This is a genomic window from Psychrobacter cibarius (assembly GCA_030686115.1).
Lineage (GTDB): Bacteria > Pseudomonadota > Gammaproteobacteria > Pseudomonadales > Moraxellaceae > Psychrobacter > Psychrobacter cibarius_C.
This window is the reverse complement of record CP131612.1, coordinates 1,745,014-1,770,837: the sequence shown is the minus strand read 5'-3', so window position 1 is coordinate 1,770,837 and position 25,824 is coordinate 1,745,014. Positions and strand designations below refer to the sequence as shown.

18 protein-coding genes are annotated in these 25,824 nt (G+C 43.0%); 9 read left to right on the top strand and 9 right to left on the bottom strand.

Translation table 11 applies throughout. From position 1 onward, the window contains the following. Positions 1-32: 32 nt before the first annotated feature. Positions 33-953 carry a DMT family transporter gene (locus Q6344_07365; protein ID WLG12439.1) on the bottom strand — a complete coding sequence of 307 codons (921 nt, stop codon included), beginning with the start codon at positions 951-953 and terminating at the stop codon, positions 33-35. Between the two features lie 339 nt (positions 954-1,292). Here Q6344_07365 and Q6344_07360 point away from each other — a divergent pair, with 339 nt between their 5' ends. Beyond that, positions 1,293-1,976 (top strand): DUF421 domain-containing protein, encoded by a 684-nt coding sequence (locus Q6344_07360; protein ID WLG12438.1) that lies wholly within the window; start codon positions 1,293-1,295, stop codon positions 1,974-1,976. A 136-nt stretch (positions 1,977-2,112) separates the two neighbouring features. On the opposite strand, the gene creD is transcribed toward Q6344_07360, so the two are convergent. From creD to pnuC, 4 genes are all read right to left on the bottom strand, one after another. Further along, positions 2,113-3,705 (bottom strand): cell envelope integrity protein CreD, encoded by a 1,593-nt coding sequence (gene creD / locus Q6344_07355; GenBank protein ID WLG12437.1) that lies wholly within the window; start codon positions 3,703-3,705, stop codon positions 2,113-2,115. 193 nt (positions 3,706-3,898) lie between these two features. Next, positions 3,899-4,423: a TIGR00645 family protein gene (locus tag Q6344_07350; GenBank protein ID WLG12436.1), complete on the bottom strand. Its 525-nt coding sequence runs from the start codon at positions 4,421-4,423 to the stop codon at positions 3,899-3,901. A 67-nt stretch (positions 4,424-4,490) separates the two neighbouring features. Beyond that, entirely contained in the window at positions 4,491-5,072 is a 582-nt protein-coding gene (locus Q6344_07345) for an ATP-binding protein (protein ID WLG12435.1), read from the bottom strand. Further along, positions 5,023-5,784 (bottom strand): nicotinamide riboside transporter PnuC, encoded by a 762-nt coding sequence (gene pnuC, locus Q6344_07340; GenBank protein ID WLG12434.1) that lies wholly within the window; start codon positions 5,782-5,784, stop codon positions 5,023-5,025. The genes Q6344_07345 and pnuC overlap by 50 nt, the downstream gene beginning before the upstream one ends. Before the next feature lie 297 nt (positions 5,785-6,081). On the opposite strand from pnuC, the gene Q6344_07335 reads away from it, so the two are divergent. The 6 genes from Q6344_07335 to Q6344_07310 all read left to right on the top strand — a co-directional run bounded on the left by Q6344_07335 (position 6,082) and on the right by Q6344_07310 (position 14,841). Then, a complete protein-coding gene (locus tag Q6344_07335) occupies positions 6,082-7,227 on the top strand; it encodes a beta-ketoacyl-ACP synthase III (protein WLG12433.1) in 1,146 nt (381 codons plus the stop codon). Between the two features lie 253 nt (positions 7,228-7,480). After that, positions 7,481-8,572: a peptide chain release factor 1 gene (gene prfA / locus Q6344_07330; GenBank protein ID WLG12432.1), complete on the top strand. Its 1,092-nt coding sequence runs from the start codon at positions 7,481-7,483 to the stop codon at positions 8,570-8,572. Positions 8,573-8,772: 200 nt separating this feature from the next. Continuing rightward, positions 8,773-10,311: a lysine--tRNA ligase gene (gene lysS, locus Q6344_07325; protein ID WLG12431.1), complete on the top strand. Its 1,539-nt coding sequence runs from the start codon at positions 8,773-8,775 to the stop codon at positions 10,309-10,311. Positions 10,312-10,425: 114 nt separating this feature from the next. Continuing rightward, positions 10,426-11,688, top strand: coding sequence for a hypothetical protein (locus tag Q6344_07320; GenBank protein ID WLG12430.1), 1,263 nt, complete (start codon positions 10,426-10,428; stop codon positions 11,686-11,688). 69 nt (positions 11,689-11,757) lie between these two features. After that, positions 11,758-13,707, top strand: coding sequence for a DNA polymerase III subunit gamma/tau (gene dnaX, locus Q6344_07315; protein WLG12429.1), 1,950 nt, complete (start codon positions 11,758-11,760; stop codon positions 13,705-13,707). A gap of 234 nt (positions 13,708-13,941) precedes the next feature. After that, positions 13,942-14,841: a LysR family transcriptional regulator gene (locus Q6344_07310; GenBank protein WLG12428.1), complete on the top strand. Its 900-nt coding sequence runs from the start codon at positions 13,942-13,944 to the stop codon at positions 14,839-14,841. 114 nt (positions 14,842-14,955) lie between these two features. Here the strand turns inward: Q6344_07310 and Q6344_07305 are convergent, their stop codons facing one another. Next, the gene (locus Q6344_07305; protein ID WLG12427.1) at positions 14,956-16,137 is read right to left on the bottom strand and encodes an aspartate aminotransferase family protein; all 1,182 of its coding nucleotides are present in this window, start codon (positions 16,135-16,137) and stop codon (positions 14,956-14,958) included. Between the two features lie 47 nt (positions 16,138-16,184). Continuing rightward, positions 16,185-16,376 (bottom strand): DNA gyrase inhibitor YacG, encoded by a 192-nt coding sequence (locus Q6344_07300; protein ID WLG12426.1) that lies wholly within the window; start codon positions 16,374-16,376, stop codon positions 16,185-16,187. A 209-nt stretch (positions 16,377-16,585) separates the two neighbouring features. Between Q6344_07300 and Q6344_07295 the strand changes: the two genes are divergently transcribed. Further along, complete coding sequence (locus Q6344_07295) at positions 16,586-17,263, top strand: SAM-dependent methyltransferase (GenBank protein WLG12425.1); 678 nt, start codon at positions 16,586-16,588, stop codon at positions 17,261-17,263. A gap of 140 nt (positions 17,264-17,403) precedes the next feature. Here the strand turns inward: Q6344_07295 and Q6344_07290 are convergent, their stop codons facing one another. Together Q6344_07290 and purD are read right to left on the bottom strand one after the other, a co-directional pair. Further along, on the bottom strand, positions 17,404-18,798 hold the full coding sequence (locus Q6344_07290) for an AarF/ABC1/UbiB kinase family protein (GenBank protein ID WLG12424.1): 1,395 nt from the start codon (positions 18,796-18,798) through the stop codon (positions 17,404-17,406). 298 nt (positions 18,799-19,096) lie between these two features. Then, entirely contained in the window at positions 19,097-20,425 is a 1,329-nt protein-coding gene (gene purD, locus Q6344_07285) for a phosphoribosylamine--glycine ligase (GenBank protein ID WLG15171.1), read from the bottom strand. Positions 20,426-20,882: 457 nt separating this feature from the next. Here purD and Q6344_07280 point away from each other — a divergent pair, with 457 nt between their 5' ends. Continuing rightward, on the top strand, positions 20,883-25,730 hold the full coding sequence (locus Q6344_07280; protein ID WLG12423.1) for an NAD-glutamate dehydrogenase: 4,848 nt from the start codon (positions 20,883-20,885) through the stop codon (positions 25,728-25,730). Positions 25,731-25,824: the final 94 nt, after the last annotated feature.

The window sequence follows — 25,824 nt, the reverse complement described above, 5'->3', positions numbered from 1 at the left end:
CCTATTTATTTTAAATAACGAATGAGAATATTTCACGTAGGGGCTTTTTCTCTATTTAAAATAAATACCAATACTGCACCCAAGATAACTGAGCTTGCTATAACGAATGGCAAGGTCAATTGCTCAGATAAAAACACCACGCCTAATATCGCAGCCAGTATAGGTACACACAGTTGTACAACTGCTGCTTGGGTGTTTTTTAACAAAGGCATGGCCATATACCAGATGCTATAGCCTATACCGGATGCGATCGCTCCTGACGCAAAGGCCAAAAGTACTCCTTTTATAGTAATATCACCTAAATTGATGTTTTCCAAGCCTATATTTTCTAGATAAGTCATGCCTATCACTAACAGTATGGGCGCTGCTATCAGACTCCGAATGAAATTAAAACCTGTGGCTCGCAGCGGTGACACGCATGATTTGCCGCGTATGCTATATATGCCCCAAGCAGCACCACTGATTGCCATAAGCACCGCCGCCAGTAACGAAGGCACCGCTGCTGACGGTAGCATCAAATAGACAAACCCTGATACCGCTACGATAAATGCCAGCCATTGTAAGCCGCTCAATTGCTCTTTTTTATAGATGCCCCAACCAATCATCGTCAGCTGAACCGCTGAAAATAGAATCAGCGCTCCTGTACCAGTATCCAACTCTACATAAGCAATCGAAAAGCATAGCGCATAAATCACTAAGCTCAGGCTACTTAACCAGCTACCTTTGTCGTTTAAAATAGCAGCGTGAGCAATGCTGTCAGGCTCTCGTACATGCTGTCGTAACCGATAAGCATGAATGGTCATGATAATACCTAGGCAGACAGCAGCGCTCAGCAGGCGCAGAATGGTAAAGCTCCAAGCATCTATATGACCCTCTGCTAACGCCATACGGCAAAAGAGAGAGTTTGCAGCAAAGGCGATTAATGCAATAACGGTGTACAAGGTGGCTTTCAAAAATAATTCCTACAATAAAGAAGCTGGTTTTTGAATAAAATAGGCAAATTCGACTTTTAGGGATGTTGTTATTACCGCTTTTTTACCAGCAAAAATAATGGCTGAAGTGCCAAAAATTAGTTGCTAGTTGCTAGTTGCCAATTGGGAGATTTCTCACAACAGACCATATTTTATTGCACTCGCAGGCAAAAGTATTTTTTAAATTGGACTGATGATAGTTGAATTAACAATAAAGGCTGACGACAAAAATGATGTGATGTGGGTCAAGCGCATATTCAGAACGATTGCTGAAGTTAATCGTCATAAATCAAATAAAAACAATAGATAGGAAAAAGTAATATGGATTGGGCAAGTATCTTTATTCATGACACCACTTGGGCATTTGCGCTTGAGATATTGGTGCGCGTCAGCGTCATGTTTGTGCTGATTATCTCGTTTTTGCGTTTGACGGGCAAACGCGGCGTCCGTCAGCTGTCAATCTTTGAGTTGACCATTATTTTATCATTGGGTTCTATCGCAGGTGACCCTATGTTTAACGAGGATTTGCCGATTATTCAGGCGGTGCTGGTCATGAGCGCTGTTATCCTGCTTTATCGATTGTGCACGTGGATCATGATGGAATTCCAACCTTTTGAAGATCTATTAGAAGGGAAGTCGCTCTATATTGTAGAAGATGGGATGCTGGTACTTGATAAGATTAAAAAGGGTAAAATGTCTCATGATGAGTTTTTTACTGAAATGCGCCAACAAGGGGTCGAGCATTTGGGTCAAGTGCGTACAGGCTTGCTAGAGACAGACGGTAATTTTAGCATATTGTTATATCCGCCTGAAAACACTGGCTATGGTATGCCGCTTTTCCCTAAGCAGTATCAACCTGTCGAAGAGATAGAGTCAGAAACATATTACGCATGTATGCACTGCGGCTATGTCGATTATATATCTGACCCAAATCAGCTCTGTGAACGCTGTGAGAATGGATGTCGAGACTGGGCGAAGGCCTTGAATAGTGAGATCATTAGATGATAATAAATGAGATGATAGCTATATTGAATTATCTATGAGTAGATCGAGCGGTCTTATGTTGGCAGGCTTAATAATAGCCAATTCTACCAACGTAAGACAGCCCTAGACTAAACGCTTTTAACATGCCCTATCTGAGTTAGGCAATTTTATACCAATCAATTTTACGGGTCATGACCATCACGCAAGCGAGTAGCACAAAACAGAAGACAGCACCAAGCAATAAATTCATATCTTCGGTGGTTAATATGCCGAAAAACGCCGCATACAATCCTGCCAGTGTGACAGTAAAAATCGCCGCTCGCTTGACGCCGCCCAGTACATAATAAGCATACCAACCAATGAGTCCAACACAGGCGCTGGCAGCAATGGCATACGCTTTCCAAAAGACAATTTGCTCCGCAAGTGGTAATAGTAAGACATAAAACACAAACAGCGCACAACCGACCAACAGATATTGAATAGGGTGAATACGGCTGGATTTGATCACTTCAAATAAGAAGAAAGTGCCGAATGATACTAAGATTAATAATAAGGCATATTTCATCGTTCGTTCAGTTTGTAAATACACATCATTAGGCTCAGCAAAACTCACACCAAAGCTGTTCAGGCGCACGTTTCGATAGCTATCAGGTATGGCGGTAGCTTCTGCTGTGGCAGCGCCTTCCATTGCTATAAGCGCATCACCAGAAGCCATTGACTGGCTATTATTATCGAGAGTGGCTTGACTGGTGACGACACATCGGTTGTTAGCGATGCTGACACACTGCGACAAATCTTGATTGTTGGCTATTGTTAAATACTGATTTTGCCAACTGGCTTCAAAACCTTTAGCGGTAAGTTTTTTGGCATTGGGGAGCGCCTTACCAATAAAGTTTGGCGCATGCCAATTACTGCGCATCGTTAAGTTAAAGTTTTGTCCAGTCGGCACAGTGTTTACATTGCTAATACCAGCTAACGGTAAATCAATGACGATTTCTGTACTGGTCAATGACTCGCTAGTACCGTTCGTAGCAAGGGCGTTATTGCCATTCTGCTGGCTCGTTATGTTTTTTACTGAACGTTGTAATATATCTTGCGGAATAGCTACTTCTACATAGGTCAGGTTTTTCAGCAGCGCTGTCTGAGGGTAGGTCGCTTTTATCGGTTTTTTATCAATGGTCACCGTTGGTAGCGTCGCCACGCCGCGCAGATCTGATACTGGAATAATCAATTTTGCTGCATTCCAGTGGATAATGGTTTTTTCGGGCTGGGTGTTATTTTTATTGGCGGGTGTACTGACAGAACCTTGTGCGTCACTAGCTGTGCTCGTAGTGTCATATAAGCTGCTGATGGCTTGATCAAATGTATAGCGCTGGTCAAATGTCAACGCACCATCATAACTAGTCGCATGATAGATGCCACGTTTGTAGGTATCAGTGCTGACTTCAAGATTTTGTATGGCTTGGGTCTGACTGGCAAAGATAATTTCATTTTTTAAATAGGATGGTGCACATTTACTGGTTGTTTCAGGTGCTGTAATCTGACATTCAGGTGTAATTGTGGTAGGGATGATGATAAATGGGGTGATGACTTCTTGCGGATTGACGTGCTGCTGGGCAATTTCTTTAACCACCGACGCGGCATAATTTTGTCGTTCGTAGATGACTGAGCCAATCATACCGAGACCGATGGCAAAAATAATACAAAGCCCGGCGATGATGGACAATTTAGTCAATAGTGTTTTTTGCATGAAAGCTCCTCATATGAATCTTTAGTCCAAAACTGTGCATATAACAGTCAGTAGGTTCAAAGAAGATCATAGAGGAGAGATGAAGAAAAAATATGTAAGAACGATGGAGAGTGTGTGGAAAAATAAGCCTTAGTGTTTTCTGATACTAGTGTTTTCTGATACTAGTGTTTTCTGATACTAGTGTTTTCTGGTATCAGTGTTTTTTAGTATCACCAACCACTTTATCCATAATAGCAAACAATAAGCCAGACAACACAAAAGTCATATGAATGATGACTTTCCACATGAGTTTGTCCGCTTCACCCTCACTCAATTCATTAGGAATATCCATAAACGATTTTAACAGATCAATCGCAGAAATAGCGACAATGGCACCGATGACTTTTAGTTTTAGACCAGAAAAATCTACTTTGCCCATCCAACTAGGTCGATCAACGTGATCACCAGTGTCAATTTTTGAGACAAATATTTCATAGCCACTAAATATAATAATTAATAATAAACTGGCTACTAAAGAGAGGTCGACCAACACTAATATATTAACAATGACATCTGATACAGAAGCGCTAAATACAGTATTGAACATCATGACTGTTTTTTGAATGAACTTTATAAATAATAAAATAATCCCTAAGACCAGCCCTAAATAAAAAGGCGCTAATATCCAGCGGCTGTTAAAGATGGTTTTTTCTAGGTATCGTTCAATGTTTTTTAGCATGGACATCTCTTAATGCTCTTAAAGGTAAGGTTGTAGGTCATTTACTGATAACGTGGTATAGATGGATTTAAGAAAGCCATTCAAGCACTTGTTGTACCCGCTCATCTCTATCACCACCTATGCGATGAAATGGCTTTTGGTGACGGGTCAGCTGACTTTCAAAATAAGCACTGATTTCATCACGTTGATGTGGGCTATCACGCAAATCATCGGCGACCCACGGAATATCAACTTCGGTTAATAGAATCAAATCATAATGATGCGTTAACGCCGCATTGGTGAGCGCTTTAGGGCAATCACCATAATACCAGTTGGCATAAACCATTAGCTCAAATAAACTGGTGTCACAAAACAAGTAGCTGCTATCAGAATTTTGCGCGGCTTGTGCGGCGAGTTTATTTTCTAACTCAATTTGACCTTGTGCAATAGGGAGTAAATCATCCCAAGTGCAAGTGAGGTGTTCCTTATCCCATTTCGCTTGTAGATAGGTGCGCATGTATTCTGGCACCCAAGGGCAACCAAAATGCGCTGCCAAGTCGCGACATAGCGTGGTCTTACCAGTGCTCTCTGCCCCTAGGATAGCGACATTGATGACCGATTTAGGCGTATGCTGCTTTAGGTTGCAAGCGGTAACGTCGTTGCCATTCATAGTAAGCCCAAATTGCGATAAGAGTGAAGACTACGTATTGTAGCGCAGTAAAAGTGAGACCTTTATAAAAGTATAGCGGGACTGAAATAGCATCGGCGATTATCCAGAGTATCCAATGCTCAATTTTGCGCCGCGCCATCAGCCACATCGCCATCAAAAACAGCGCGGTGGTCAGCATGTCGGTGTAATCAACCCACGTAAATAAATGCAAACCTAATACCGCGCCATCAAAACTAAAGTTATTATTGATGACTGGTCTGAAGTAATACACCAACGCGACAAAGGCAATAGTCGCCGAGGCTAGTAAGGCGAGTATTGGCACATCTTTTTTATCGAGATGTTCTACTTGAATAGCATTCTGGGCGTTAGTCCTTGCTAACGACTCATTTTGCTGCTGACCAGTAGGGTTGATATAATCTTGCTGTTTTTTGATTGCTGTGTTTTTCTTACTCTGTGTCCAATTGATCCAGCCATATAGACTCATCACCGTATAATAGGCATTGATAAACATATCGCCAAATAACTGCCATTTCCACAACAGATAGACAAAGATTGCGGTGCTGACGAGACCAATGGGGAAGACTAGAATATTGGTTCTGCTGGCGAGTAAGACACTTGCTACCCCAAATATGACGGCAATCAATTCAAGAGCAATAAAGACGGTGGGATAGTCAGCGTACTGTCCAAATAACCAGTTAAAAATTTCTACCATGAGTATTCCCAAATATGAGCGGGTTTATGTCTCGCAGTTTTATGAGCTCGAACTGTGAACGCGTCGCTAGCAAAATGCGCCAATTATAACGTAGCTGCTCCAAAATGAAGTCAGGACTTTGCTTATTTTTCGCAACAAACAGATTATTTGTAACAAAGTATTAGAAAAATAATTATATTCAGGCATAATAAAGGCTCTGATTTTAAGTTTACAGTTATTCACTGAAATCAAACGACTGTTATTTTTCCACTTTTATGCTTATCCCAAGCCCTATAGTAGTAGACAAGGAAGCTTATCATGACGACTTGTATCACAGGCACTGGCCTGTATATTCCGCCTTATAGCATCAGTAATGAAGAGCTAGTAGATTCATTTAATAAGTATGTTGAGAATTATAATGCAAAGCATGCTGACGAGATAGCAGCAGGAACTTTGACTGCCCTAGAGCCTTCTTCAGCGGCCTTTATCGAAAAAGTATCTGGTATCAAATCACGTTATGTGATGGAAAAGGATGGTATTTTAGATCCTGAAATCATGGCACCAGTGATTCCTTATCGTCATTTAGGTGAAGAGCTGTCTATCATGGCAGAAATGGGTACTGCGGCTTTGAAAGACGCGCTAGCAGATGCGGGTCTTGAGGCGAATGACCTAGATGGTATTATCCTTGCCTGTTCAAACTTCCAGCGTACTTATCCTGCGGTCGCTATCGAGATTCAAAATGCAATCGGTATGATTGGTGGTTTTGCTTATGATATGAACGTCGCTTGTAGTGCCGCGACTTTTGGTCTATCGCAAGCACACGGCTCTATCGTTTCTGGTCTGGCTAAGCGCATCGCTGTGGTCAACGTTGAGATTACTTCAGCGCATCTAAACTGGCGTAACCGTGACAGCCACTTTATCTTTGGCGATGTCGCGACAGCATCTATCGTCGAAGAGCTAGACACGCCAAAAGGTTATGAGATTCTTAACTCTAAGCTATTTACCCAGTTTTCGACCAATATCAAAAACGAATACGGCTTTATGGATCGCTCAGAGTTCTTAGCAGCACAGACTGAGATGTATCCAGACATTAAAGAGCCAGTCACCGACAAGCTATTCTTACAAAATGGTCGAAAAGTGTTCCGTGAAGTCTGTCCAAAGGTTTCAGAAGTCATCACTGAGCATTTGCAAGAAAATGATATCGCAACGTCTGACGTTAAAATGATGTGGCTGCACCAAGCCAACGCCAATATGTTGGATTTAATCCTACGTACTGTGATTGGTAAAGAAGCAGATAAAGCGATTGTGCCAAGTGTCATTGCTGAATTTGCTAACACCAGTTCAGCCAGTCCGATGATTGTTTTCCATCGCTATAAAGATGAGCTAGCATCAGGTGATTTGGGTGTGATTTGCTCATTTGGTGCGGGTTACTCTATCGGTTCAGTGTTGGTGCGTAAGGTTTAATTTTTAAAGTAAAATCTGGTACTAATAAAAAATAGCTAAGAGCAACCTTAGCTATTTTTTTGTCTGTTATTTTTATTATGAGCATTTAATCACATTATTTAAGCAATATATTATTCAAGAATGAGGCGCTATTTGCGAATATAACGGGAAGAATGCTTAGAATATCGACAAGAATGCGTAGAGGTTTTAATTTACCCCGAAAAATTTGCTATAATCACGGTCTTATTCCTCTCATCCAATTAAAAGTCCTTTTATGAAAGAATCCTTACGCCTGCGTTTAGACCAGATGGTAGACCGTTATGAAGAGGTCACCGCCTTATTATCAGATCCTAGTATCATCAGCGATAATAATAAATTCCGTGAATTGTCTGTCGAACACAGCGACTTGATGGATATCACTACTTTATGGCAGAACTATGTGCGTGCAGAAACGGATCAGGCTGATGCAGAGGCTATGCTGGCTGATGCATCAGATCCTGACATGAAAGAGATGATGATCGATGAGATTGATAACGCCCGCGAGACCATCGTAGAGATGGAAGAGGCGCTCAATGTCATGATGCTACCAAAAGATCCGAATGATAAAGTGCCTGCTTTCTTGGAAATTCGAGCGGGTACAGGTGGTGATGAAGCCGCGATTTTCTCTGGTGACTTGTTCCGCATGTACCAAAAATACGCGCAGACACAAGGCTGGACAGTGGAAGTGCTGTCGGCAAGTGAAGGCGAGCATGGCGGTTATAAAGAAATTATCACTCGCGTATCAGGCAACAGCGTGTATGGGCGCTTAAAGTTTGAATCTGGCGTACACCGTGTGCAGCGTGTGCCTGAAACCGAAAGCCAAGGTCGTGTGCATACCTCAGCTTGTACCGTGGCGGTGATGCCTGAGGTTGAGATTGATGATACAGTAGATCTAAATCCAGCCGATATCCGCTTTGATACCTTCCGTTCAAGCGGTGCGGGTGGTCAGCACGTTAACACCACTGACTCAGCCGTACGTTTGACCCACATTCCAACGGGTACCGTGGTAGAGTGTCAGCAAGAGCGTAGCCAACATAAAAACCGTGCGCAAGCGATGAAAATGCTGATTTCAAAGATTCAGCAAGTCAAAGTACAGGCTCAAGTTGATGCCGCAGATACCATACGCCGTGATTTGGTGGGTAGTGGCGATCGTTCAGAACGCATTCGCACTTATAATTTCCCACAAGGTCGCATGACCGATCACCGTATCAACCTGACGTTATACAAGCTTGATGCCATTATGGAAGGCGACTTGGATGAGATTCTTGATGCACTGTTGCGTGAGCATCAGGCTGATTTGATGGCCAGTATCGGCGGTGGTGATTAGTAACCATCAGGATATTAATGACTAGAGGCTCAATAGCTGGTCGTGAATCATTAATTCATAAAAGCGTGACACTGTCTAGATGACAGTGTCTGTTTGTTTATAGCTGTTTTTTTACGGCTATCGACTATGATAATAAGTATAGATTTAATTTTGCAGTTTTCGTTTATTCCATTTAATTATCTAATAATATTGAGAGTGTTATGTCAAAGCACAATAATCAGAACCAAGACCAAACTCCAGTTGTAGAAGACGCTAACGAGCTGATTGCGCAACTGCAAGCCAAGCTAGACGATATCAGTGCTTCAGGCAAGCAGCCGTATCCAAATACGTTTAAACGTACTGATTATGCGCAAGATTTGCAAACTGCTTTTGACGGCGTCTCAAAACAAGAAATTGAAGAAAAAGCGGCGAATGGTGAAAAAACACAGGTCAACGTGGCAGGTCGCGTCATGCTGAACCGTGGTGCCTTTATTGTTATTCAAGATATGACGGGTCGCATTCAGTTATATGTTGCACGCAAAGAGTTGGACCCAGAGACGTTGGCGACCATTAAATCACTAGATTTGGGTGATATTGTTGGCGTATCAGGCTATATCGGTCGCTCAGGCAAGGGCGACTTATATGTGCATATCGAAGAGTTTCAGTTATTGACTAAAGCGCTACGTCCAATGCCAAACAAGTTTCATGGTCTAGCTGATGTCGAAGCGCGCTATCGTAATCGTCATCTTGATTTGATGACCAATGAGACGACTCGTGATACCTTTATGATTCGCAGTCAAGTCATTAGCGGCATTCGCAAGTTTATGTTAAATGAGCGTTTCATGGAAGTTGAGACGCCGATGATGCATCCTATCCCAGGTGGTGCGGTGGCGCGTCCGTTTGTGACGCATCATAACGCTCTAGATATGCCTTTATATCTGCGTATCGCGCCTGAGCTTTACTTGAAGCGCTTAGTTGTTGGTGGTTTTGAAAGAGTGTTCGAGATTAACCGCAGCTTCCGCAACGAAGGTGTATCAACTCGCCATAATCCTGAATTTACCATGATTGAATTTTATCAAGCTTATGCTGATTATCATGACTTGATGGATTTGACCGAACGCTTATTTAATGAATTGGCGATGGATATCTTGGGCACAACTGAGATTACTTATCAAGAAGAAGCCATCAGTCTAAAAGCGCCATTTATACGTTTGTCTATGTCTGATGCAATTGCAAAATATGCCGAAAATTTCGATATGGCACGTATCAATGACCGTGATTATTTGGCAGAGTACGCCTCGACAACGCTTAAACAGCAAGTGAAAGAGGTGTTTGGTGTGGGCAAACTACAGACCATTATCTTTGAAGAAACCGCTGAACACCAATTGCGTCAGCCAACGTTCATCACTGAATATCCAGCGGAAACGTCACCACTGGCACGTCGTAGTGATGACAATCCTGAAATCACCGATCGTTTTGAGCTATTCATCGGTGGTCGTGAACTGGCAAACGGCTTTAGCGAGCTTAATGATCCTGCTGATCAGGCAGAACGCTTCCGTGGACAAGTCGCTGAAAAAGACGCTGGTGATGATGAAGCGATGCATTTTGATGAAGAGTACATCGAAGCGCTGTCTTATGGCTTACCACCAACCGCAGGTGAAGGTATCGGTATTGACCGTTTAGTGATGTTGTTTACTGATTCTGCCAGTATTCGTGATGTGATTTTGTTCCCGCATATGCGTCGCAAATTAGAAAGCTAAAACTGGTTTACTTGCCATAAATCCATGCTGGGACTAAACTGAACATAAGAAAGCTCTTTTGCTTTCAATGGAATGGTCCCAGATTCTTTATGAGACCTCATTTATAGGGATATCATGGATACTCAGCACGCGTCACCCTCACTTTGGCAACAGATGATTCAACGAAGTTTCTTATCTTTGTATGAATTACCAGCAGATAAAACAACCAATCCTGAGCAGTTTCAAGGTTATGATTTCGTTTTTGAGTTTTCTGGCGCTATCATTTATTTGATCGTCAATGATGTAGTGATGCAAGCGAGTAGGCAAAAAGTAGACAGCGCTCAAGTTCGTGAGTGGAGAAAAGAAGTCGTCAACCAACTAATCAAGCGTCACGCTCAGCTTTATCTAAAAAACGATAAGTCGATGGCAGAAAGTAATACCTCGACAGCTGGTAAGGATGTTTATTTCATTGGTTTGACGTCATTGTCTGTTACACATCAAGATGACAAACTACAAGCATCCTCGCATACGGTTGATTATGAATATGGTAGTCAGTTTTTTGCTGAAGACTGTGTTTTAGATCTGGATGATGAGCAGAGTGTCTTACAGGTATTTAGCCATCAAAACTTTGTCGATATCATCAGCCAATTGGTTACGCCAAGCGATTTGTCCGCATTTTTAGACTTTCATCGCAGCCAGCTGACAGGGTTTGAGTCATTCCAAGACGAATCGACATTACTTACCCAGTTTTTACAGTCGCCTGACTTTCATCAAAGAGCGATTAGGGTGCAAGAGCAATTGATTGACAATCAGTTGATCGATCAGATTGAGCAACGCTTGCTCAAAGCTACAGAACCAGATCAGGCAGTATTTGCCAAAGCACTCATGGCTGAGATTCAGAAAAATACTCGAATGTGGTACAAGCTGTTTAATAGTTTGATCAAAAATTATTATGAGGCAGGTCAACCCCTACCAAAAGAGCCAGTCGATATTTTGGTCGATGAGTCAATGTACACTTACGCTTGTTTGGTTGAAAAAATCTTAGCTTACAAAACGATGGATCAAGACTCTCGCTGGAATGGTTATGTTTGTCATGAGCACTCTTATCACGTGTTTGGACGCCATTATCTGATGGTTTTCTATGCGCAAGATGATAATAGTTCGCTAAGTGCTGACAAGGTGCGCACGTCTCAACAAGATTTGTTGTTGGAGCTCAATGCTCAAATGCAGGATCCAGTGATGGATGATTTGTTTTTGATTGGCGTTGAGTTTAGACCTTGTGACGATAGCGTCAATACAGAGGTGCATTTGGATGCCTTTTATCAAAAAGGCTCAGTGATTGACGCCAATACTCAGCGCTTATATGAACGTTTGGCACAACTTCAAGCGCAGTTATAATCTAAACCTAATATAGCCTACTGGTTTGACACTCCATCTATATTTGTATTATTCACATTGGCATTTATTATGACGCAGCAATATCAAGTTTTAGCGCGCAAATACCGTCCCAAAAACTTTCACGAGTTGATTGGGCAAACGCATGTTTCTCAAGCACTGATTAATGCGATTGATTATAACCGTTTGCATCATGCTTATCTCTTTACGGGCACACGCGGTGTGGGTAAGACCACGATTGCGCGTATTTTATCTAAATGTTTGAACTGCGATACGGGTATCACTAGTACCCCTTGCGGTGTGTGTGATAACTGCATGGCAATCGATCAAGGGCGATTTATCGATCTTATCGAGATTGATGCGGCATCCCGTACCAAAGTAGAAGACACACGTGAGTTGCTGGATAATGTACCGTATGCGCCAAGTCAGGGGCGTTATAAAGTATACCTGATTGATGAAGTACATATGTTGTCCACACACAGTTTTAATGCGCTTCTTAAAACTTTGGAAGAGCCCCCTGAGCATGTAAAATTCTTACTTGCTACGACTGATCCGCAAAAATTGCCAATTACCATTATTTCGCGCTGTTTGCAGTTTGTGCTACGTCCGCTACCGCAAACGTTACTCAGCGAGCATTTGGCAAATGTTCTTACCCAAGAGCAGGTAGGCTATACGCAACCTGCGCTCTGGCAATTGGCCAGCGCCGCCAAAGGCTCGGTACGTGATGCGTTGTCATTGACCGATCAGGCCATTGCTTTTGGTCAAGGTACGCTCGATGATGTCACTGTAAACGCCATGCTTGGTTTAATTGATGCGGCTGATCTGGTCAGTTTAATTACTGATATCTATAACCATGACAAATCTGCTGTCGCGGCTCACATAGAACAAATGCGCGCGCAAATGGTTGATGCCACCAGCATGTTTGATGGTCTTACTGAATTACTGCATCAATTGGCGTTGACTCAGCTGTTGCCTGAAGTGGCATTAAATGTGAATGAGGCACAGGCGCAAGATATTAACACGCTTGCGCAGCATATGAGTCCAGACGTTCTGCAACTGTATTATGAGATTGTCGTGCAAGCACGTGAGGGTGTTAAGCTTGCGAGCACACCAATGCAAGCGCTGGAAATGTGCATTTTACGTCTGCTAGCATTTCGTCCGTTGCCAGTCGATGAGATATTAAATCATACTTATGCTGGCTCTGAAGTACCAGCTATAGAAGATGGAACATCTACAGGTTCTACACAGTCATCGAATAAGTCATCAAATAGCCACTCGGCTTCTGCACAGCCATTACAGTCTTATGGCATTGATTATCAAGCACGAAATAATGATGATTTGCAAGTCGAGACCTATGACAATATTGAGCCAAGTTTGGCTCAAAATTCTGAGCAAAACCATGATGTATTAGTTACTAACCCTGAACCAGTTGTTGAGCCTGAACCAGTTGTTGAGCCTGAACCAGTTGTTGAGCCTGAACCAGTTGTTGAGCCTGAACCAGTTGTTGAGCCTGAACCAGTTGTTGAGCCTGAACCAGTTGTTGAGCCTGATGCAAATAATTCTCAGTTAACAAGGCAACTTGATGATCCTCGTACTTTGCTGCGTTGCCCACCGCAAGAACTGCTAGGTGAGTGGACACCAGAAAAATGGGATTATTGGCTACAAACGGCTCGTGAAGCGGAGATATTGGCTCAAGACGAATTGGCACTTGCGCGTCAAGGCATGATGACGGGCTTATGCGATGGCAAGGCAATATTTATAACCAGTGTAGATAGTCGGCATTTACAAACTACTTTTCAGCAATTAGCGGCTAAACTGCAACAGCAGTTCACCCAAGCAGAAATTGACTTGCAAATCGATGGCAGCGTCATGCAAGCAGAGGATAAGACGCCTGAGCGTCGCCAACAAAAACGCTTGGTGCAAGCCAAAACGGTTGCAGAAGCAAGACTGCTTGCTACGCCTGTGATGCAGTATTTGAATGAGCGCGGTGAAGGAAAAATGGGTAAGGTTCAGTTGTATTAAACAGTCAGAAAAACTGTTGTTAAAATTATTTAAAAGTCTATATAGTTATTAAATACAACTTTCATATAAAATATCAAGGCGATGTTGTACTATCGCCTTGATATTTTTGTTTTTATTGCAGAGTAAATGGACTTTTTTAAACAAGAGAGAAATATTTAATAACGATAAAATAAATTAAGATTCGCTATAATGGTTAAGTTATATTAAAAACTGAAATGAAGTTTAGGTGAGAATATGTTGGATAATTTACGCGGTATGGCTGTGTTCGCCAGTGTAGTTGGACATGGCTCTTTTAGTGGCTCTGCTCGTGAGCTTGGCATTACAACCAGTGCCGTCAGTCAGCAAATCCGCTCATTAGAAAATGAGCTGGGCGTCGTGCTATTACACCGCTCAACTCGTAAGCTGAGCTTAACAGAAGCTGGTGAAAGCTTTTATGAAGCCGCAAAGGATGTGGTAAGTGCTGCTGAACAAGGCCGGATTAAGGTCAATCAGTTGCGTGATGAGTTGGCAGGTAGCTTACGAGTGGCGACAACACCGGAGCTTGGTGTTAATCACATCTTGCCGGCACTCTCTACGTGGATGGCGGCACATGATGATCTTAGCATTACCTATCTGGCAGACAACCACTATATTGACATGATTGATGAGCGGATCGATATTGCGATTCGTATGAGTCCATCGATTAATGACTCGAGCCTCAGCAGTCATCCATTGACCGATGTGCGCCAAATGTTGGTTGCTTCACCGCAGTATCTACGCCAACATACCAAACTGCAGACGCCTAAAGATTTGGCTGACCATCAGCTGATTTGTATTGAAATCATGAAAGATGCCAATCAAATTGATCTCATTCAGACAGAAACGGGTAAGAAGACGCGCACGAAAATGAATTCACGCATTTATACCAATAATGTCTTTATGGCAACCACCTTGGCGAAAGAAGGTCATGGCTTGGTTAGAATGATGGAAATGGACATCAAAAAAGAGCTTGAAAATGGTGATTTGGTCGAAGTGTTGACCGGTTATCAATTACCAAGTTTTGTACTATATGCCGTCACCTTAAACCGTGATCAACAGCCAGCCAAAATCACTCGCTGTTTAGAGGTGTTAAAAAAGTACTTCCATGCCAATTAGGTGACGTTTGAATAATGCAACGTAGAGAGTAGTTTAAAGCCTCCAAAAGCAAAAAGCCTATAGACATATTATCTATAGGCTTTTTTAGTGTTAGCGTTTAATGTAACCAATCATTTAAAATGATGGTTTTAGCAAGTCAATCAGACGCTCAGCCACTTGTGTGCTGTCATCGCGGCTCATATTAAGCGGCGGTAGCAAGCGCACAACATGCCCACCAGTGACATTGATGATGAGCTTTTGTTCATCACGCGCACGATCGACCAACTGACTACAGTCCATGTCTTCAGGTAAGGCGATACCAATCATCATACCTGCACCACGACTGCTGACGCCATATTGTCCTAGTGTATCGACCAGCGTCTCTCGAATAAACAGCCCTTCGGTTACGGCATTGGTCATGATATCACTGTTAGCCAATACGTCATATACGCTATGTACCACACGACTGGCTAGCGGCGTACCACCATAAGTAGAGCCATGACTACCAGCACCAAACAGACCATTAGCGCGGCCACGTACCATACATGCGCCTACTGGAAAACCGTTACCCAAGCCCTTAGCTGTCGTCAATACATCAGGACGCGCATTACTATGTTGATAAGCGAAGTATTTACCCGTACGGCCATTACCTGTTTGCACTTCATCCAGCATAAATAGCCAGTTGTGGGCTTCACACTCTGCTTGTAGTTCTTCAAGATACGTAAATCCGTTAGCAGCAGTATTTAAACCCCCTTCACCTTGAATAGGCTCTACAAAGATGGCGCAAATTTCATCATGATCGTGCGCGGCTTGCTTAATCGCGGCAATATCGCCAAAGGGTACACGGATAAAATCCTCATCTAATGTGTAAAACCCTTCACGGGCTTTTGGGTTGGCGGTGGCTGACAATGATAATAAGGTACGACCATGGAATGACTGCTCCATAACGATGACTTTTGGGCGTTTAAAACCTTGCTGATAGGCATATAGACGCGCCAATTTGAGCGCCGCTTCGTTCGCTTCAGCACCACTGTTGGCAAAGAACACACTGTCCATTTGGGCGGCTGTACATAGCACTTCACCCGCACGCTCTTGCCAGTCGATACCGAATAAATTACTGGTATGTACTAAAGTCGCTGCTTGCTGCTGAATGGCGTCAGTCACTTGCGGGTGGCAATGCCCTAGACCGCATACGGCAATACCAGTCAGCGCATCTAAATAAGGCGTGTCATCTTTGGTATATAGCCAGCTGCCTGAACCGCGTGTAAAGCTGATTGGCTGACGGTTATAAGTGGGCATCAGATAAGTAGCAGACATATAAAACATCCTTAAGATGATAAATTAGTTAAAAGAGAAGGTGTTGATTATAGCTCGTCAGAAAAAGGCGTAGTTTCTGCAGGTAAGGTATAGTCTTCATTTGCCCATGAACCTAAGTCGATAAGTTTGCATTGACTGCTACAGAACGGCTTGTATTTATTGTCTTGCCATGCTGTTTTGGTACCACAACGTGGGCAAGGATAGGTTTTAGGAGAAGTATTGGGGGTAGATTCAGTCATGATAGGGGTGGGAGTATCCTCGATTTATTTGTATGATGAACGTCATTAGCGAGCGGCAGTCGGTAATTGCATCTATTTTTATCTCGTATGCGCTTGATAGACTACGATAGCGCGTTACTCGCTGTCGCCATATTACTATTGAAGTGGATTGGCTATATAATAGCATGCGCCCGAATAATGGCAAAAGACAAATACTTTAAGGATAGTAGATGAGCGATAATATTGAGCTTACACATCAGCAACAGCGAGCATTTCAACCAGAAAAGCTTTCAGCACCACGTGATTTTATTATGCCAAATATCATTCACGACAATGAAAGTACTGTCCCTTTAATATTAGAAATTGGTGCAGGGAAGGGTAAGCATGCGCTTGGTTTCGCCGCAAAAAATACTGATAAGCATTTGATTGCGATCGAACGTACGCGTAATAAATTTGACGCTTTTGCCAAACTGGCAGTGCTACAAGATTCACCGAATTTAACTGCCATTCATGCTGATGCGATCGCATGGATTGTGCATGCCATTAAACCCAATAGTGTCAGTAAGATTTTCATTCTGTACCCCAATCCTGAACAGCATAATCCCAACCAGCAATGGCTAAACATGCCTTTTTTCGAGTTTTTATTGTCACGCTTGCAAGTAGGTGGAGAGATGGTACTAGTAACCAACATCGAAGCCTATATCAATAATGCAGAGCAGCAAGCAACGAAGACATGGTCGTTGCCTAATGAGCGCTATCAAGTCGCTGATGACAGTCAGCGCACGCATTTTGAAATAAAATATTTAGCCCGTGGAGAGGTATGCTGGGAGCTTAATATGCGTAAGCCGGAGGGTTATAAAACTAGGTTTGATGAGTGGCAGGCAGATATTGTGAATCAAGTTAAATAGCCTAAGTAATAAATCAAGACCAATATTGCCAATAATAAGTACTAATTTGTAATATATGAAATAGCCTAAGCGAATAAAATATTAGAAAATAAAACCGCCACAAGAAGGCGGTTCAAAAATTACTTACTCTTCAATTAAGACTATAAATAAGGTTTTACTAAGGTATCGGAATCAGTATAAGCGTCAAGCACTGTCAAAAAGGTGTAAGCACCAATAAATTTTCGACTAATAAACATAAATTCTTTTGGTGGTAAGTTAAACTCAAAAGACTGCATCGCTTTTGTGGCTTGTGTTGAGAGGCGAGAGTGGAGTTTGCTGTTCGCCCAAATATAACGGTCGTCCTTATCTAGACAATCGCTAGGAATTTCAGGATTGGTCGCTGGATCACTAAACGGTTCGGTTGCCAATAAAAATAGTGAGGCCATATCAGAGCGTACTTTATCACTCATACTATCAAAGAAATCGTAACCCGTCATCGCAAGCATCATCGCCTGATGGTCATGGCGGTAACCAGCTTTTAGTAAGCCATGCGCAATGGTCAAAAGGTTGTTATCAAATTGACGAATAGCACCAAAATCTAATAATACTAATTTATCGATATCGCCTTCATTTTCACTGACACGAACCAGATAATTACCAAAGTTGGGGTCTGTCTGCATTTCACCCCACACAAAAATCTCTTGCATCATGATTTCGATGGCTGCCTGACCAATAGCGTTACGACGCTCATGAGGTAATAATTGTAATGCCTCAGAAACTACGGTAATACCTGGCTCATAAGACATACAGAGTAGGCGTTTTTTGGAATAAGTGCGATTAATCTTGGGAACTATGTAACGCGGATCATTACTCAGACGGTCATAAAACCGTTCTGTCGTCGCGGCTTCAGCTTCATAGTCCACTTCATGATGGAGTAGGTCACGTATCTCTTCGAACCAAGCATCGAGCGAACGGGTCTGCGGAACGATATTACTTACTCTTAATAGTTGCTTAAATAAAGCAAGATCTGAGTTGATCGCATCAGCAACACCCGGATACTGAATTTTTAATACAACTTGCTCGCCAGTTGCAATCACGGTGGCTCGATGAACTTGAGCGAGCGACGCAGTACCTATAGGAACCGTATCGACATCTAATTCATGTAGTTTTTCACCCAATAATTGCTGCAGCGTTTGTTGCATGGTTGGCCATGATAGCGTAGCGGTATCGTCATTGAGCGTTTGCAAGGCACGGGTGATTTCTGGTGGCAAAATATGTTCGCCATAAATTGCTAACATTTGACCGATTTTAACGACCGAACCTTTTAGCTTACCTAGCTCTTCTGCGAGGTAGTTTGCTTGAGCCTCCATAAACACTTGGTTGCGTGCTGTGCGAGCTTCTTTGTTTAAGAACATGCCAGACACGCTATTACCCGCCCAGCGGCGACCAATATTTAAGGAGGTTTTAGCAATCGACATTCGTCTATCAAACCCTGAGGTTTTTAAGTTATCGATGGATTGCTTGGTGCTAGAAGGTTTAGACGTATCATTTGCCATAAATATAATCATTCATCCAGTTGGTATTGATTTGTGGGTTCAAAACCTACAATACAAGGGAGATGCGATGTACGGGTACAAAATTGTATCATATAAAGCACATTTGATTGATGAGCCTAAGCTTGCCAATAGCAGTTACTTTGTAAGCCGCAGTATATATTTGCAGATTATAACTTCGTAAAAAATAATATCAAAAAATAAGACCTAGCATCATGCTAGGTCGAATCATAAAAGCTAAAAGTAATTTGGTATATCAGACTGAAACTGCGAACAGCTCTCGCCTGAGTAATATTGATTTTTAACTGTTTTCACGAGCAATGGCATGATGACCAATATCACGGCGATACTGTGCACCATCAAAACTAATCGCACCTGTTACCGCAAGTGCGGCTTGCTGAGCATCTGAAATACTATCTGCAAGAGCAGTCACGCATAATACACGTCCGCCATTCGTCACCACTTCTTTTTCACGGTCTATGGCATCACTGTCAGAAAACGCTGTGCCAGCATGGAAGACTTTGACAGCGTTGTCATTATTGTCATCTAGTTCTGGCAAGCCAGCAATTACATCACCTTTTGATGATGTTTCAGGATAGCCTTTTGAAGCAATGACGATACCGAGGGCAGGGCGGCTGTCCCATTGAGCATCACTAGGTAACTGTCCTGCTAGACCTTGTGCCACCAAATCTACCATTGATGATTGTAAACGCATTAAGATAGGCTGAGTTTCTGGATCACCAAAACGGCAGTTAAATTCGATCACATAAGGATCACCTGCCTCATCAATCATAAGACCTGCATATAAAAATCCTGTATAAGGGTGACCAGCATTATTCATTGCATCAACCACTGGCTGAATGACTTGAGTCATGACTTTTTCATGGACATCTTGAGTGACCACTGGCGCAGGAGAGTATGCTCCCATACCGCCTGTGTTCGGACCTGTATCGCCTTCAAAAGCCCGTTTATGGTCTTGGCTCGTTGCCATTGGCAAGATATTTTTACCATCAATCATGCAGATAAAGCTGGCTTCTTCACCTTGCAAAAACTGCTCAATCACCACTCGGCTGCCTGCATCACCAAACTTATTGTCCGCAAGCATGTCATCGATGGCCTCATATGCCTGTTCGATAGTTTCTGCAACGATGACCCCTTTACCAGCGGCAAGGCCATCAGCTTTGATAACGATGGGTGCACCTTTTTCATCGATATAAGCTTTGGCTGCCACCGCTTCGGTGAAGCCTTTATAGGCTGCGGTAGGGATATTGGTTTGCTCCATGAATTCTTTAGCGAAGGTTTTGGAGCCTTCTAACTGCGCACAGTATGCTGTTGGTCCCCACGCTTGAATCCCAGCATCGCGGCAAGCATCAACGATACCAGTGACCAAAGGCGCTTCTGGTCCAACAATGACCATATCAATGGCATTGTTTTGGCAAAAATCGATGATTGCACTATGCTCACTAGCGTTCTCGTCTGTCGATACTAGGACAATGTTTTGGCATTTAGGTTCAAGCGCTGTACCAGCATTACCAGGCGCGACGTAGACATTATTGACCTTATCGTCTTTTGCACATTGCCATGCTAGCGCGTGTTCGCGACCACCTGAACCAATCACCAAAATATTCATCATACGTCTTGCCCTTAGCATTAAAGTTAATTATGAGTTAGCCACACACTCTCAAATATACTGGCATATTCTAACAAAAAAGTCGTACCGATTGCCATGAGTATCCACTTGCCAGCAATTAATCATCAATAAACGGAAAAACCTGTCTCATGAGCAAATGTTATCGACATGTTGCTGATTCATGAAATGATGTTGTACGCTTTAGCTGGCGCGCTATGTACGTTACACTTCACTAAATTAATGGTATTAAATCCCAATTGCGACATATTCCTAAAAATAAGGGTGAAAAAAGGAGAGAAACTTAAAATATCAAGAAAAAACAGAATAAATTGCGTAAATGGATATACTGCTCCGCAGCACTAATAATGTTTCACATATTTATGCGCTGCCATTAGTTATTACGAATCAATAAACTTAAATAAATGATAAATCAAATCTATAAAAAAGGATGAAGGACATGCCAAACTCCCTCAGTATCGCAAAAGAGCGCATCAGCCAGATAAGCGATATTGCTACCAGTTATGTACAAAAAGACAAATCATTATTTGATCATTTTATTCATAGCTACTATCAGCCATTGCACGCAGAGGCAGCTGAGACTATCAGTAATGCTGACCTAGCGGGCATGGCATTACATCATTTTACGTTGCTCCAAGCCTATGATGGCAGCAAGCCACAACTGAAGGTGCTGAACCCAAAAGCAGAAGAGCAGCATTTTCATAGCTCACATACGGTTATTCAAATTGTTGCCTATGACAGACCGTTTTTAGTCGATACGATTTTGATGAGTCTTGAGTCTGAAGGTATCGATGTTCATCGTACTTATAACATCATTGTCAGTGTTGCACGTGATGATAATGGTCATATTACTCATGTCGAAGGCGCACATGAAAGCGCGACCTCTCATTTGTCTTTGATTCATTGTGAAATTGCCTATCAAGATGATGAGGATCTGGCTGCATTACAGCAAATGTTATTGGCAAAAATTGATACGCTAGATACAGTCGTTGGCGATTGGAAGCAGATGCGTGCGCAGTTGACGGATATCAAAGCTGAGCTATCAAACAAACCACTGCCAGAAGTTTTTTACTCGCAGCAAGAGATACAAGCATTTTTAGATTGGATATTAGACGATCATTTTATATTCTTGGGTTATCGTGAATACCGTTTGGAGGGCGGGCAGGCTGTCGAAGTGAATGCTGAACCTGCTGATTTAGATTTATTCGCCATTGGTAATAGCGGTCTTGGTCTATTACGCGGTGCTGAAGAAGATAAACTGTCAGAAAGTTTTAGCCAATTGCCAAAAGTATTAAAGCAACTATTGACTGAACCGCGAGTATTGATGTTGTCCAAATCAAGCCGTGTATCGCCTGTGCATCGTCCCGTATATATGGATTTTTTGGGTATTCATAAGTTTGATGACAACGGTAAGCTGGTTGGTGAATATCGATTTATTGGTCTATTGACCTCACAAGCGTATCAACTAACGGTACAGCAAATTCCGCTATTACGTGACAAAGCCAATAAGATTATGGCGATGGCAGAACTGCCGCGTGACGGTCATGCGCACCATAAAATGATGCATGTGATTAACACCTTACCGCGTGACGACCTCTTTCAAGCCAGCGTCGAAGAGCTATATCCTATCGTTTCTGGTATCAGCCAGTTGCAAGATAAAAAGAGCCTGCGCCTATTCAGCCGTGTGGATCATTATCAGCGTTTTGTATCATGTTTGGTCTATATCCCGCGCGACAAGTTCAACACCGAGCTACGTATCAAAGTACAGAACGTCCTAAAAGAAGCCTACGGTGGCACATCATCAGGGTTTACCACCGAATTCAATGAATCAGCTCACGCACGTGTGCATGTCCATGTGCGTACGGTGCCAGGTCAAGTAAAAGACGTCGATACTGCTGCACTTGAAGCAAAACTATCTGCTTTAATGCAATCATGGAGCGACAGCTATCAAAAGATGCTATTGGATAATGTGGGTGAGCAACAAGCCAATGCTTTAAACCGTCGCTTTTTAAATTATATCCCTGCGGCTTATCAAGAGCGTTTTGATGCCCGTACTGCGGTTGAAGACACTAAGCGTTTGGCTGTATTGACAGCAGAACAGCCGATGATTTGGCATTTATACCAGTCAACTGGCGATGCAAGCAATCAATTACACCTAAAACTGTATGGTCGTGAACAGCCTGTCATTTTGTCTAAAGTCCTGCCAATCCTTGAAAACTTTGGTGTGTCTGTCATTTCAGCACAAACCTATGAGTTTGATTTGCCAGAGCAGCCCATTTGGATGCAAGAGTATGAGCTAACACTGGAGCATGTCGATACTGTCAACATGCAAGTAGTGCGTGGTCAGTTTGAAGACAGTCTCAAACAGATTTGGGCGGGACATGTCGAGAGTGACTCCTTTAACGAATTGGTATTGACTACCAACTTAGATACTTATGATGTGGTGGTACTACGAGCATTGTCACGCTATATGATGCAAGCAAAAGCACCATTCTCTAGTACTTATATTCAACAAACGGTAGTAAAAAATAGCGACATTAGCGTGGCGCTCGGTAGTCTGTTTGATGCTCGTATGAACCCTAAGTACAGTGAAGATGAGCGCACAGAAAAAACCGCGCAGATTCAACAGCAAATCACGGCTGCATTGGCAGGTGTGGATAGCTTGGATGAAGACCGTATCTTGCGTTGGTATTTAGATTTAATTAACGCCATGGTACGCACCAACTTCTATCAAACCGATAGCGATGGTCAGCGTAAAGATCGTTTATCGTTTAAGTTTTTGGCAGCAGATATTCCTAATCTACCAAAACCAAAGCCGATGTTTGAGATATTCGTGTATTCGCCGCGTGTTGAAGCCGTGCATTTGCGCGGTGGTAAAGTGGCTCGTGGCGGTCTGCGTTGGTCAGATCGTATGGAAGATTTCCGTACCGAAGTGCTTGGTTTGGTCAAAGCACAGATGGTCAAAAACGCCGTAATCGTTCCTGTTGGTTCAAAAGGCGGTTTTATCGTCAAAACCAAAACCATGGCAGATGGTCGCGACGTATTCCAAGCCGAAGGCATTGCTTGTTATCAAGCATTCCTACGCGGCATGCTGGATGTGACGGATAATATCGTTGATGGAAAAATTGTCCCGCCAGCCAACACCGTGCGTCATGATGAAGATGATCCGTACTTAGTGGTGGCGGCTGATAAAGGAACGGCTAGCTTCTCTGATATTGCGAATGCCTTGTCTGCTGAATACGACTTCTGGCTCGACGATGCCTTTGCTTCAGGAGGCTCGGTTGGTTACGATCACAAAGCCATGGGTATCACTGCACGCGGTGGCTGGGAGTCGGTCAAACGCCACTTCCGTATGCGCGGCATGGACATTCAGAACCGTGATAACTTTACCGTGGTTGGTATTGGTGATATGAGTGGTGACGTATTCGGCAATGGCATGCTGCTCTCAACCCATACCCAGCTGGTTGCCGCATTTAACCATCTACATATCTTTATTGATCCTAATCCAGATGCTGCTGCTTCACACGCAGAACGTGCCCGCTTATTTGATATGCCGCGTTCGACGTGGGATGACTATGAAAAGTCACTTATTAGCCAAGGAGGTGGCGTTTTCTCCCGCCAAGATAAGAGCATCACGCTCAGTGCTGAGATGAAACAGCGTTTTGATATCGCTGAAGACAGCATGGCACCCAATGAGTTAATCAGTGCGTTGTTAAAATCGCCTGTTGATCTTATTTGGAATGGCGGTATTGGTACTTATGTGAAAAGCGTGAATGAGAGCCATGCTGATGTCGGCGACCGTGCCAATGACGCAGTACGGGTCAACGGCAATGAGCTACGTACGGCTATCGTTGGTGAAGGTGGTAACTTAGGCTTTACCCAGCAAGGGCGTATCGAATATGCACAAACAGGCGGGCGCATTTATACCGACGCTATCGATAACTCAGGCGGCGTAAACTGCTCAGATCATGAAGTAAATATCAAAATCTTACTTGGTAAAGTGGTCGAGCAAGGCGACATGACCTTAAAGCAGCGTAATGAGTTGCTTGAGAGCATGACTGATAGCGTGGCAGAGCTGGTATTGCGTCAAAACTACCTTCAACCACAAGCGATCGAGCTTAGCCACATTCGTGCCGCGGCTAACTTAAGTGATCATCAGCGTTTTATTCAGATGTTAGAAGGCGAAGGGCGTCTTGATCGGGCGATTGAATATCTGCCATCAGATGAAGAAATTGCCAAACGTCAAAAAGCAGATACTGGCTTGACCAACCCTGAGCTGGCAGTTGTCATGGCTTATGGCAAAATGTGGGTGTATGACAACTTATTATCATCAGACTTGCCAGATGATGCGTACTTTATCAATGAGCTACGCAAGTATTTCCCTGATGAGCTGGCGACGCGTTTCTTTGATGAGATGACTGAACACCGCTTACATCGTGAGATTATCAGCACCTATTTGACCAATAGTGTGGTCAATCGTTTGGGCATTGAAGCACTGTTCCGTCTTTATGAGGAAACAGATCAATCGCTGGCGACTATCGTGCGTGGTTATGCGATTAGCCGTGATGTGTTCAATGTATCAAAAGCTTGGAACACGCTTGAAGCACTGGACAATCAAGTCGATGCTACATTACTACTAACTCTTGAGCTGCGTTTGCGTGATGCGCTTGAGCAAGGTGTTGTTTGGTTTATCAATGCTTTTGGTCAAGAATTGCAAGTCGCTGACATGATCAGTCGCTTTAGTGATAGTGTTGAGAAATTAACCAAATCAGGCGGCTTTATTGAGCAACAATTTGCAGAATACTTGCAAGAAGATACGACTAGCCTGATGCAGGATGATCTGTCTAATAATGATGCCGCATTGTTTGCGATGCTGCCTTATCATGTTGATGCACTTGATGCCGCACTGCTCGCTGAGCAATATGAGCGTCCTGTTGATGAGATTGCAACATTGTACTTTGATGCCTATCACGTCTTGCAGTTAGATTGGATGATGGACAACATCGCCACGTTACCACAGCAAGACTACTGGGATCGCCGCGCACGCCATGCGTTGATGAATGAGCTGTCACGTAGTCTACGTCTACTGATGGATGCTATATTATCTAAACCTGATGCGAAGCAAGCGTTTGGTGAATGGCGTTCACGCCACTTAGATCATCTGGAGTCTGTCACCACAGAGATGAGCAAGTTAGATAATCTGCATCGTAATGATGAAAATGGTCAAATTGGTCTTTCAACGTTGTCAGTATTGATGAGTGAGCTAAGCGGTTTGGTAACCAAGTAACTAAACTAACTAGTCATTCAATAAGCAACAAGATAAACGTCTTTTCAAAAAAACCACCGTTAATTAATAACGGTGGTTTTTTATTGTCTGGCTA

What these genes read in the sequence shown, in the direction of transcription:
- Q6344_07360 (WLG12438.1), top strand. Translation starts at nt 1,293, where the DNA reads ATGGATTGGGCAAGTATCTTTATTCATGACACCACTTGGGCATTTGCG.
- creD (WLG12437.1), bottom strand. Translation starts at nt 3,705, where the DNA reads ATGCAAAAAACACTATTGACTAAATTGTCCATCATCGCCGGGCTTTGT.
- Q6344_07350 (WLG12436.1), bottom strand. Translation starts at nt 4,423, where the DNA reads ATGCTAAAAAACATTGAACGATACCTAGAAAAAACCATCTTTAACAGC.
- Q6344_07345 (WLG12435.1), bottom strand. Translation starts at nt 5,072, where the DNA reads ATGAATGGCAACGACGTTACCGCTTGCAACCTAAAGCAGCATACGCCT.
- pnuC (WLG12434.1), bottom strand. Translation starts at nt 5,784, where the DNA reads ATGGTAGAAATTTTTAACTGGTTATTTGGACAGTACGCTGACTATCCC.
- Q6344_07335 (WLG12433.1), top strand. Translation starts at nt 6,082, where the DNA reads ATGACGACTTGTATCACAGGCACTGGCCTGTATATTCCGCCTTATAGC.
- prfA (WLG12432.1), top strand. Translation starts at nt 7,481, where the DNA reads ATGAAAGAATCCTTACGCCTGCGTTTAGACCAGATGGTAGACCGTTAT.
- lysS (WLG12431.1), top strand. Translation starts at nt 8,773, where the DNA reads ATGTCAAAGCACAATAATCAGAACCAAGACCAAACTCCAGTTGTAGAA.
- Q6344_07320 (WLG12430.1), top strand. Translation starts at nt 10,426, where the DNA reads ATGGATACTCAGCACGCGTCACCCTCACTTTGGCAACAGATGATTCAA.
- dnaX (WLG12429.1), top strand. Translation starts at nt 11,758, where the DNA reads ATGACGCAGCAATATCAAGTTTTAGCGCGCAAATACCGTCCCAAAAAC.
- Q6344_07310 (WLG12428.1), top strand. Translation starts at nt 13,942, where the DNA reads ATGTTGGATAATTTACGCGGTATGGCTGTGTTCGCCAGTGTAGTTGGA.
- Q6344_07305 (WLG12427.1), bottom strand. Translation starts at nt 16,137, where the DNA reads ATGTCTGCTACTTATCTGATGCCCACTTATAACCGTCAGCCAATCAGC.
- Q6344_07300 (WLG12426.1), bottom strand. Translation starts at nt 16,376, where the DNA reads ATGACTGAATCTACCCCCAATACTTCTCCTAAAACCTATCCTTGCCCA.
- Q6344_07295 (WLG12425.1), top strand. Translation starts at nt 16,586, where the DNA reads ATGAGCGATAATATTGAGCTTACACATCAGCAACAGCGAGCATTTCAA.
- Q6344_07290 (WLG12424.1), bottom strand. Translation starts at nt 18,798, where the DNA reads ATGGCAAATGATACGTCTAAACCTTCTAGCACCAAGCAATCCATCGAT.
- purD (WLG15171.1), bottom strand. Translation starts at nt 20,425, where the DNA reads ATGAATATTTTGGTGATTGGTTCAGGTGGTCGCGAACACGCGCTAGCA.
- Q6344_07280 (WLG12423.1), top strand. Translation starts at nt 20,883, where the DNA reads ATGCCAAACTCCCTCAGTATCGCAAAAGAGCGCATCAGCCAGATAAGC.